The sequence below is a fragment of the Pseudomonas luteola NBRC 103146 genome, from assembly GCF_002091675.1.
Lineage (GTDB): Bacteria > Pseudomonadota > Gammaproteobacteria > Pseudomonadales > Pseudomonadaceae > Chryseomonas > Chryseomonas luteola.
On record NZ_BDAE01000031.1, the window covers coordinates 31027 to 41318 of the forward strand.

At 54.3% G+C, this 10292-nt stretch carries 14 protein-coding genes; 1 reads left to right on the forward strand and 13 read right to left on the reverse strand.

The window, feature by feature from the left end; all coding sequences use genetic code 11:
• Window positions 1-16: 16 nt before the first annotated feature.
• The 11 genes from PLU01S_RS22305 to PLU01S_RS22355 form a co-directional block, all read right to left on the reverse strand.
• Complete coding sequence (locus tag PLU01S_RS22305) at window positions 17-517, reverse strand: DUF934 domain-containing protein (RefSeq protein WP_010794851.1); 501 nt, start codon at window positions 515-517, stop codon at window positions 17-19.
• Window positions 501-2159, reverse strand: a complete 1659-nt coding sequence (locus PLU01S_RS22310; protein WP_074823995.1) for a nitrite/sulfite reductase — start codon at window positions 2157-2159, stop codon at window positions 501-503. Before PLU01S_RS22310 ends, PLU01S_RS22305 begins: the two co-directional genes overlap by 17 nt.
• A gap of 204 nt (window positions 2160-2363) precedes the next feature.
• Window positions 2364-2768 (reverse strand): 3-phosphoshikimate 1-carboxyvinyltransferase, encoded by a 405-nt coding sequence (locus tag PLU01S_RS22315; RefSeq protein WP_074823998.1) that lies wholly within the window; start codon window positions 2766-2768, stop codon window positions 2364-2366.
• Between the two features lie 127 nt (window positions 2769-2895).
• Window positions 2896-3156: a glutathione S-transferase family protein gene (locus PLU01S_RS22320; protein WP_083397851.1), complete on the reverse strand. Its 261-nt coding sequence runs from the start codon at window positions 3154-3156 to the stop codon at window positions 2896-2898.
• A gap of 98 nt (window positions 3157-3254) precedes the next feature.
• Window positions 3255-3455 (reverse strand): glutathione S-transferase N-terminal domain-containing protein, encoded by a 201-nt coding sequence (locus PLU01S_RS22325; RefSeq protein ID WP_083397852.1) that lies wholly within the window; start codon window positions 3453-3455, stop codon window positions 3255-3257.
• 103 nt (window positions 3456-3558) lie between these two features.
• Window positions 3559-4599: an RNA methyltransferase gene (locus tag PLU01S_RS22330; RefSeq protein ID WP_074824000.1), complete on the reverse strand. Its 1041-nt coding sequence runs from the start codon at window positions 4597-4599 to the stop codon at window positions 3559-3561.
• Between the two features lie 48 nt (window positions 4600-4647).
• Entirely contained in the window at window positions 4648-5109 is a 462-nt protein-coding gene (locus PLU01S_RS22335) for a YehS family protein (RefSeq protein WP_074824003.1), read from the reverse strand.
• Window positions 5110-5155: 46 nt separating this feature from the next.
• Window positions 5156-5872, reverse strand: a complete 717-nt coding sequence (locus PLU01S_RS22340; protein WP_074824006.1) for an rRNA pseudouridine synthase — start codon at window positions 5870-5872, stop codon at window positions 5156-5158.
• A 90-nt stretch (window positions 5873-5962) separates the two neighbouring features.
• Window positions 5963-7381: a glycoside hydrolase family 28 protein gene (locus PLU01S_RS22345; RefSeq protein WP_074824009.1), complete on the reverse strand. Its 1419-nt coding sequence runs from the start codon at window positions 7379-7381 to the stop codon at window positions 5963-5965.
• Between the two features lie 213 nt (window positions 7382-7594).
• Window positions 7595-8065, reverse strand: a complete 471-nt coding sequence (locus PLU01S_RS22350; protein WP_074824012.1) for an NUDIX hydrolase — start codon at window positions 8063-8065, stop codon at window positions 7595-7597.
• 57 nt (window positions 8066-8122) lie between these two features.
• Window positions 8123-8548: a hypothetical protein gene (locus tag PLU01S_RS22355; protein WP_074824014.1), complete on the reverse strand. Its 426-nt coding sequence runs from the start codon at window positions 8546-8548 to the stop codon at window positions 8123-8125.
• Window positions 8549-8876: 328 nt separating this feature from the next.
• Between PLU01S_RS22355 and PLU01S_RS22360 the strand changes: the two genes are divergently transcribed.
• On the forward strand, window positions 8877-9620 hold the full coding sequence (locus PLU01S_RS22360; RefSeq protein ID WP_074824397.1) for a class I SAM-dependent DNA methyltransferase: 744 nt from the start codon (window positions 8877-8879) through the stop codon (window positions 9618-9620).
• A 186-nt stretch (window positions 9621-9806) separates the two neighbouring features.
• Here the strand turns inward: PLU01S_RS22360 and PLU01S_RS22365 are convergent, their stop codons facing one another.
• Both PLU01S_RS22365 and PLU01S_RS26025 read right to left on the reverse strand, forming a co-directional pair.
• Window positions 9807-10082: a hypothetical protein gene (locus PLU01S_RS22365; RefSeq protein ID WP_074824019.1), complete on the reverse strand. Its 276-nt coding sequence runs from the start codon at window positions 10080-10082 to the stop codon at window positions 9807-9809.
• Window positions 10083-10089: 7 nt separating this feature from the next.
• A partial coding sequence (locus PLU01S_RS26025; RefSeq protein WP_218019573.1) for a hypothetical protein occupies window positions 10090-10292 on the reverse strand: 203 nt, incomplete at its 5' end.

The window sequence follows — 10292 nt, forward strand, 5'->3', positions numbered from 1 at the left end:
TACGGGGCTTTTTTCATCAGGCCAAGCGTCGCCGGAAAAGCGGTTGGGGCTGATCTACACCGCTCTGGTAGGCAACCGTGAAATCGTCCAGGCCTGCCAGGGCTGCTTCTGGATCACGATCTGCACGGATCACATAGGCATCAAAGCCACAACGCTGCATGAAAAAGAGCTGGTCCTGGAGCACATCGCCAATGGCGCGAAGCTCTCCCTTGTAACCAAAACGCTCCCGCAGCAGACGCGCGTAGCTGAAGCCGCGACCGTCAGTAAAGGCCGGAAAATTAATGGCGATTACCTGAAAATGCTCCAGGGAATCAGCAATGCTTTCCGGCTCTTCATCGCTATCCAGCCAAACGCCCAGCCCGCCGTCGCGTGTCGTCAAGGCATGACCATGCTCAAGCCAGAGCGCAGCGGGAATGATGACGTTATCGCTGTTGGGAATTTCCTCGAAGGTGGTTTCCTTTGGCAGCAGGTGCCAGTTATCGGTAACGACCTCACGTCCCTTAATGATTCTTTGCATAGACGCGCTCCTTGAAGGGGTCGATGCCAATACGGCGGTAGGTATCGATGAAACGCTCATCTTCGGTGCGCTGATCGACGTAAACATTGATGATCTTCTCGATCACATCCGGCATTTCGTCCTGAGCAAAGGAGGGGCCCAGGATCTTTGCCAGGCTGGCGTCACGACCGGCATAGCCGCCGAGCGACACCTGGTAGAACTCTTCGCCTTTCTTGTCTACGCCCAGAATACCGATATGGCCTACATGGTGATGCCCGCAGGCGTTCATGCAGCCGGAGATGTTCAGGTCGATATCACCGATATCGAACAGATAGTCCAGATCATCGAAGCGGCGCTGGATCGACTCGGCCACCGGAATGGACTTGGCATTCGCCAGCGAACAGAAATCGCCGCCTGGGCAGCAGATCATATCCGTTAAAAGGCCCACATTTGGTGTCGCAAAACCATTCTCGCGCAGTTCGTTCCACAGCGTGAACAACTGATCCTGACGGACATCTGCCAGTATGATGTTTTGCGTATGGGACGTACGAAGCTCGCCAAAGCTGTAGCGGTCCGCCAGATCGGCAGCGGTGTCGAGCTGCTTGTCAGTGATATCGCCAGGCGCTGTGCCGGTGGGCTTGAGGGATAGCGTTACCGCTACGTAACCCGGCTTCTTGTGCGGGAAGGTGTTGCGGCTTCTCCAGCGGGCAAAGCCCGGATTCTCGGCGTCCAGCTTTGCCAAGGCCTCGCTTTGGTTTTCGAGCGCTTCATAAGCCGGATCAACAAAGAACTTGGACACGCGCTCGACTTCTGCTTCGATCAGGGTGCTAGGGCCGTCTTTAAGATGCGCCCATTCCGCTTCGACCTTCTCGGCAAAAGCTTCTTCACCCAGCGCCTTCACCAGGATCTTGATGCGTGCCTTGAACTTGTTATCCCGACGACCATAACGGTTATAGACGCGCAGGATCGCTTCCAGATAGGTCAGTAGATGCTGCCAGGGCAGGAAGTCCTTGATGAACGCACCTACGTAAGGCGTACGGCCTTGTCCGCCACCTACCAACACGCGGAAGCCAAGCTCGCCCGCTTCGTTCTTGACTGCCTCAAGACCAATGTCATGAACCTCGATGGCGGCACGGTCCATCTTGGCGCCGTTCACGGCAATCTTGAACTTGCGTGGCAGGTGGGCGAATTCGGGATGGAAGGTCGACCACTGGCGGATGATCTCACACCAGGGACGTGGGTCGACTAGCTCGTCCGCCGCTACACCGGCGAACTGGTCGGTTGTCGTGTTACGAATACAGTTGCCACTGGTCTGGATGGCATGCATCTGCACCGTAGCCAGCTCGGCCAGAATATCCGGAATCTCTTCAAGCTCAGGCCAGTTGAACTGAAAGTTCTGGCGCGTACTGACATGGGCATACCCTTTGTCGTAGTCGCGGGCGATCTGCGCCAGTTTGCGTACTTGCTTGGTGTTGAGCAGGCCATACGGTACCGCGATACGCAGCATGGGGGCGTAGCGCTGGATATACAGGCCGTTCTGCAGGCGGAGTGGGCGATACTCTTCGCCTGAAAGCTCACCAGCCAGATAACGGCGGGTCTGATCGCGGAACTGCTTGACGCGTTCCTCGACGATCCTCTGGTCGTATTCGTCGTATACGTACATTAAAAATCCTGCTCAGGCTAAGGCTGTGCGCGCACGACTGCGCGTTCTTATCAGATATGCCCACGATAACAGCACCCGTATATGCTTAAAAGTGATGTTTTTTTATATAAAAATCGATTTGAGCGATAAGGGGTGATTCAAGCAGGCATGGCAAGGCAGCGCTTGCCCTAGGGTTAAGGGAAGCGCTGTCTTACCAGAGGTGGACTAGTTGAATTGGCTCTTGAACCAGTCCCACACACCAAACGAGAAGTTGGGGAAGATATCGATGTTCAGGGCCGATTTGATCAGATAGAGAATTACCAAGCCAACCGCGATACTAAACAGCAGGAAAACAGCAATCACGAACGCCTTAGCCATCTGGGACAGCTCATGCTGGCGCCGGGACAGATCACGGCGGTTGCGGCCAACCAGGAACACACAGTAGTACCGCCAGCGCCACAGTTTGAACGTGGCGCGAAGGTCAACCGCATGCTTTCCCCATTGGCGGGCGCCAAACGCAACCTTGAGCGCCTGGAGCTGCTCCTCGGTGAACGACTCTTTCAGGTCGCTGGGCAAGCGCTCCTTCAGGCCTTGAACGAAGGGGTCTTGATGGATATCGATATCCGGCATCGTACAGATCCTTTTTGCGTCTGCCAGGGCAGAGGCCTTTGAGCTAACAGGTTTCCTTCCTGCACAGGACGTGTACAGGCCTATCTCTTCGCACCGGCAGATGAAACACTTTGCCTTAAACGACTGCTTACAAGGCGCTGTCGTAGTAGGTGTACGCGCCGGTAAGTGCGGCTACGGACTCAACGTAGTGGCTTACATGGGGTGGCATAGCCAGGCCCTTGACCATCGTCAGGTTGCGCAGCGTTGGATAGATCAGTACGTCGTCCCAGCTAAGGGTGTTACCGTTATCTGCCGGTATGGGCAAAACCTTTAGCCCTACAAGCATTTTTTCTGCGCTTTGCTTGTGGAGGGGGTATTTCCTCAAGGACCTGCTCAAATGAGCGCTCAATCATCGCTTCCTTGCGCAGCTGAAAATAATCGCGCCCCGATTGGGTTACGAATTCCGGTGCGTATGACACGCTCTAGGTTGCCCAGCTCAGCCAGCTTTCAGGCAATATCAAGACGCTCACCCATGCGGCTGCCATCGTTGAGCTGGAGAATAGGCACCTTTTTTGCGCCGATCAGCTCGAAGCAGGTAGCTTCGTCATCATTGGAAAGGTAGATCTTCTCGCGCTCGACCTGCTTGTAGTTAGCAACCATATCGGCACGGACGCAGAAGGGGCAATAATCGTATGGGGAGAGTTTCATGGACATCCTTATTGCTGCGAGCCTGTCTACAGTGAGCAGGCCTCAGGCAAAAAGATGTCCATGTGTAAAGCGGTAAGGTAGTGCCGCCAGGGCGGGGTGGCGCTTAGCGGACCCGCTTGATCAGCCGCTTGCTGTCAACGGTCTGCACGGCGCGCGCTCTAAGTTGCCCGCAACCGCCCTCGATATCCTGACCGGCTGAATTACGGACTTTGGTCAGTACACCACGGCTGTGGAGATAGCGAACGATCTCAACGATACGCTCACTGCGTGGCCGCTGGTAATCATCACTTTCCAGGCTGTTGTAGGGAATCATGTTCATAACGGCATACTTGCCCTTGAGCAGGCGCAGGATGCCGTCCAGCTCTTCCTGGTTGTCATTGATGCCGGCCAAGAGCGTCCACTGATACTGGATGGGATAACCCGTCTGACGAGCATAGGCTTCGCCAAGTTCGACCAGTTCTTCCGGATCTATCCGGGGGGCCTTGGGCAGTAGCTGTTGTCTCAGGTCGGCACGGGTCGTGTGAAGCGAGAGCGCCAGGGCTGGACGGACGGTTTGCTGAGGCAGACGCTCAAATACGCGCATGTCCCCCACGGTTGAAAACACCAGGTTCTTGTGGCCGATGCCGCCCTCTGTGCCGAGCAGATCGATCGCTTCCAGTACGTTGTCCAGATTATGGGCCGGCTCGCCCATCCCCATGAAGACGACTTTCTTGACCGACCGGAAACGACGAGCCAGCGCAACCTGGGCCACGATTTCAGCGCTACCCACTTGGCGCAGCAAACCACTCTTGCCCGTCATGCAGAATACACAGCCTACTGCACATCCCACTTGTGTAGAGACGCACAGACCATCCCGAGGTAACAGTACGCTTTCCACCATCTGCCCATCGGCCAGCTCTACGAGCAGGCGCGCCGAGCCATCGGCAGCAGGGTGCTCTGATTTCAATCGAGCAAGCCCGTCAAGTGTGCGGGCAAGCTCAGGCAGCCCTTCACGAACGGTCAGCGGCAGAAAGTTTTCCGTTTGCTGATGCCGTGTCCCGGTGTCGAGTGGCAGGCCTTTCAGCCAGGCGCGACTGACGCGTCCGATGTGCATGGGTTTGGCGCCGAGGTCGGCAAGGCGGTTTTGAACTTCGTGGATGCGCATGAAATAGACTACTGATTCATAAGGCGGAATACGGTTGCTACGGGTAGGTCAGCCTCGCACGCGTAACGTCAGGCCCTTCAGGAAATTTCGTAATAACTGATCGCCACAGGTGCGGTAGTTGCTGTGTCCAAACTTGCGAAACACCGCGTTGAGCTCTGGCTTGGTGATAGTGAAGTCTACGGATTGCAAAATCTGCAAAATGTCTTCTTCCCGGAGCTCAAAGGCCACGCGTAGCTTTTTCATCACCAGGTTGTTCGTAACCGGCAGCTCAAGCGGAGGGGCGGGGCGGCTCTCGTCCTTGCCGCGTAGGTGGAAGACCAGACCATCCAGAAAGCTGGCCATCAACTCGTCCGGGCACAGCTCGAACCCGGCCTCATCATCTCGCTTGAGAAAGGCGGTAATGTCATCTGAGCTGACCGTTTTGCCAGCCAATTTAAAGATATCGGCAACCTTCCGGTCATTGATATCCAACATGTAGCGAACGCTACGTAATACATCGTTATTGAGCATGCGGGTGATCCTTGGGTAAGCGTGAAAGACGTAAAGAGCAGCGCGGTTAGAAGCGTTCCTGAAGTGAAAGGTAGCGCCACTGCCCCCAGGGGAGCTTGCCCATCGAAACGCCGCCTATTCTCAGACGCTTCATGCTGACTACCTTTAGCCCAACGCTTTCACAAAGGCGCTGAATGATTCCAGGTTCGGGATTCTTCATGGCGAAACGCAAGCGTGTCTCGCTCTGCCAGCTGACCTTGCAGGCAGGAAGTGTCTGGCCTTTATGGGTATGACCGCGTTTGAGGCGTTCCAGCCCGTTCTGCGCCAGCTCACCGCTGACTTCAACGACATATTCCTGTTCAAGCTTGGCTGCATCCTCAGTCAGTTTGCGCAGCGTCCGCCAGTCCTGGCTATAAACCGCCAACCCTTCCGCGCCGGGTTGTAATGCCAGCCCTGGCTTTAAGCGAGCAAAATGCCCCTTGAGCACCGGTCGCTCGCTTGGGTCTTCCGCCCAGTGCGTTTCACGGCTAAGCAGATGCTTGTCAGCGTCTGGCAATGAGGCGATGCCAGCGGGCTGATAGACCAGAAACGTTACCGGCTCCAGCGGGGTAGCCGAAGCGCCTGGTAGCAATGCCACCGTTTCGGCGTGAATCTGAAATTGCGGCTCGTCGATAACGTTGCCATCGACCGTTACCCAACCCCCTTCGATATACAGCTCAGCCTCACGGCGCGAGCAGCCCAGCAGTTCAATGAGGCGTTTGGAAAGGCGAATGGAGTCAGTCATGAGGAGAGGCAAACGTCAGAAAAGAAGACTAGTTTACCTGGGATGCACGAAAAGGGCGGGACTTATCCGACCCGCCCTGATCTTATGCCGCTATCTGGTAAACGGTTGCCCGTTGATGGTGACGTTCTGTGCAGTCAGACCCTCCACGTGCTCAAGCACACCAATGCCACCTGCCTTCTGGAAATGAACATCCACCAGTCGTAGGTCTTTTATAGGTGCTCGTTCGAAGCCGCGAACCTGAAACACCTGATCGGCACGTTGGCAGACGAGGTTGCGAATCTCGATATCGCGCACCGTTGGGTCGAACTTCCCGGCATCGCCTTCCTCGTAGTGGAAGTCTATGACGATCGCATTCTGGACCTCACCAATGGTGATATCCCGATAGCGAATATGTTCGATTACGCCGCCGCGTATGGAGTTAGTCTTGAAGCGGATACCGCGCTCCAGATCAGGGCTGCTCATGCTGCAATGCTCGACAAAGATGTTTCGTGCGCCGCCCGAGATCTCGCTGCCAATCACGACACCGCCATGGCCTGCCTCCATCTTGCAGTTGGCGATGACAATGTTCTCGGCAGGTCGATTGATCCGGCGCCCATCCGCATTACGTCCGGACTTGATGGCAATGCAGTCGTCACCGGTATTGAAGAAGCAATTCTCGATCACTACGTTGCGGCAGGACTCAGGGTCGCAGCCGTCCGAGTTCGGGCCCAGGCTTTCCAGGTGCACGCCGCGCACGGTCACGTTTTCGCACAGCACTGGATTCAAGAGCCAGAAGGGTGCCCGTACGATGCGCACATCCTCGATCAGCACGTTCTCGCACAGATAAGGCTGCACGAAGGGTGGGCGGAAGTAATACCCCTCGGCATACATTCGCTGCTCAGGCGGTACGCCAGCCTCCACATCCTTCATCAGCGCTTCGCGGCCGGCATCCTGAGAAGGATAGCCCTCCACACCCCACTCCTTGTTACCTTTCCAAGGCCACCACGTAGTGCGGTCGGCCTGGCCGTCCAGCTCACCTTTACCAGTAATAGCAATGTTCTTCTGACGGTACGCGTAGATCAGTGGGGAGTAACCCATTAGCTCCATACCTTCCCAGCGGGTAAATACCGCAGGCAGATAAGCCTTGGGATCGGTGGTGAAGCGAATCTTCGCACCTTCTTCGATATGCAGATTGATATTGGACTTGAGGTGGATGGGGCCGGTCAGGTAATCGCCACCGGTTACCAGTACCCTACCACCGCCAGCAGCGAAGCAGGCCTGAATGGCGGCGGCAAAAGCCTTGGAGTTGTCGGTACGACCATCGCCTACCGCGCCATAGCGGCGGATATCGAAGTCTACGTTTGGAAAGCGGGGGACGGTGGTCTTGCGGCGGATCGCATCGGCCATGGCCCAATCGTTGGTCTGGCCAGAACCGCCTGACCCGAACGACGAGCACCCTTGAAGATTGATTAGCGCGAGGCCAGCAGCCCCTCCTGCCATGGACGCCAGAATACGACGTCGACTAAACATGCTCACTCAGCAATTCCTTATTCGAGTTGTCTGCTTCAGGTGATGCCGCGATACGCGGCTCTTCCACTATAGACGCAATCGAAGCGGCGCGAGGCTATGAGGCTACTAAGGTAGGTAGTGAAATGGGGTGGCACGGCTTAACGTGCAAGCCAAATGAGTGCAAAACCAACCGTACACGTTGCTCAGGGGAGAAAGGGTATAGCCAAGCAGGTTTTAACCTCGCTGCACAACATGCTGAAAGTTAAGCGTCGATAAGGAAAGCGATTCACGCAAAAAGGCAGGGCGCAGGTCTACATCACGAAGGGATGCCCTGGGAAACCATCGAAACTCCAGCCGAGTTCTAGCCTCAATGCCGTTATAGCTACGTGATGTATCAAGAAGGGCAGAGTGGCTATGAAGCTGTGCCCGGAAGTACAAGCCGATTTCATGATTTGGCTGGTTTAGGTAATTAAAGAAATTTTCAACCAAATAAAGCAGCTCGCCACAGACGATAGGCTCATCAAGCTCCTCCATCATTTCGCGAACAAGTGTGGCCTGGGCGTTTTCACCTGGCTCAACCCGGCCTCCAGGTAATGCCCAAAATGAGTCATTCACGCCTCGGTGTAGCAGAATATGGTTGTCGTGTTCCACAACGGCCGCTGCACGCACCTGGAAGCGGTAGCCGTCAATATCGACAGAGATCATGAGTCATTGCCTTTGTCGGGTAAGAGCCGGGCATGGTATCTGGTAAAGGTAGACCGCTCAGGCTTGCCCCAGCTGTTTGGCTGTTTTGGCGACAGGAGCCAGAGTCGTCACCTGCTGATGAGCCTTGAGAATCTTGTTTGCAGCCATCAGGTTCTTGGCTGGAAGAACCAGTCCTGATTCAAAAGGGCTCAACACAAATGTTGTGATCAACGCGGTCATCAGCCCGACCGTACGCGCCTTGGGATCAATGCTGCGGCAGAGCCTGTGAACCCGCACGGTGTAGAACAGCACAGGTGGAAGCGTGACGAGTGTAAGCAGAACTGACGCCTGCATACCGTGCTTTTCCCACTGCAACGTGAAGAACACACACATGACCACAAACCACACAACATGCATTACATAGGTGTGGATCAGGCCGGTACGGGCCTTGGTAAGGTCACGAATAAGCTGATCTTTCGAAGGGGCATCAGCGCTCCTTGTCATCTTGGCTCTCCTGTTGAGGCGGAGCGTTTCCGGGGTGATATAAAGCTTGAGTGAAGGAGAGTGCTTCAATACTTCTTGCCTGAACACGGTCTGGAGACGCGCTGCTTACCAGGGTTACGGTATAGGGCGTGGATGACAGATTCTTTAAACGTTAAGCCAGCAAGGCATCTAGCATGCTGCTCTGAGCGCTCCAAGCGATGCGAGTCAAGCTCGCTATCGCGCACAATAGGCTCGTAAAGGCCGATTTACTTCCACAGCGCCCATTCTTACGATGACCCGCTTCGGATATGATGCGCGCCCCCCAACGCTGCACTCAAATCAGGTCATCATGCCCGGCAACGCCCTCTATACCGACCTGTCGGGTTACTACGATCTCATGTGCGCCGATATCAACTATCAGGCGCAAAGCCACTGCGTTCATCGGCTGCATCAGTTATTCGGGAGTGGCGGAAGCAGGCATCTCGATCTGGCCTGCGGAACAGGGCCGCATGTTCGGCATTTTATTGATGCTGGCTATCAAAGCGCTGGGCTCGACATCAATCAGCCCATGCTGGATAGAGCATCCATTCGCTGCCCTGAAGCTCAGTTTTCCTTGCAGGACATGTGCAGCTTCACGGTAGAAGAGCCGGTCGATCTCATTACCTGCTTTTTGTATTCCATTCATTACAGCGCAAGCGTTGAAAGGCTGAAAGCCTGTATCGCCAGCGTATATGGCGCATTGGCCGATCATGGCATCTTCTGCTTCAACGCAGTCAACAAGAACACTATCGACAACAGCTCATTTGTATCGCACACCGTCAATCACCCTGAAGGTTTATTCAGCTTTAGCTCATGTTGGAATTACAGGGGAGAGGGTGAGCAGCAATCGTTGAAACTTCGCATCGAAAAAACGACAATTGATGAGCGCCAGGTATGGCACGACGAACACCCTATGGTGGCTGTAAGTTTCAACGAGTTACAGACGTTATTGCAGCCGTACTTTGAGATTCATGTTCTGGAACATGATTATGAGAAGATCATCCCTTGGAATGGAACTTTTGGGAATGCTTTTTTTGTTTGTGTAAAGACTTAACGATGTATGAGATAGCGGCCATCCATGACAGGGAATTGTTGTGTGGTTGAGATAGTACAAAAGCCTATGCTTTTGCTCAGCGTTAGCGGTCAGATGCTGGCTTTATTCAAATCTGAATAGCCTAAGGGATGTGCTTTAGCTCGTAGTGAGCGAAGCGAAAAGTTTGAACCATTTATTAGGCTGCTGTTACTTCTCATTGATTGATAATGCAATAAGAAACGAGGCAAAGACGGTAAGCAAAAGCACTAATAAGACAGCCCATTCAAAACGATTGAAGTTGTTAAATGGAAAAAGCCTTGGTCGCTTATTCCCAACCCTTCGAAAATGGTAACTAATAAGAAGATTGCCACCTGCGATCCATATAACCGCAGCAAAGACTAAAATAGCCAAACTAACCGGAGAGTTTGCAGTAATAATTTTTTCTAGCAAGGGTAATACATCAAGTTCAGAGGTCTGCGCCATAGAAGAGTTAGCCTAACGGACAGGTTAAGGCGCGCGCGGGCGCGCTAGAGTAAACGAAGCGAACAAACTTGAAGGCTGTAATGGACTCTCCCTGCACCACATTTCTTCTATAACACAGTGGTGACTGTTCGCTGGGAGAGGTGCAATGAAACGCATAGCGGTTGATTTGGCCAAGTCCGTTTACCAGGTTGCCGAGAGTATTCAGGTCGG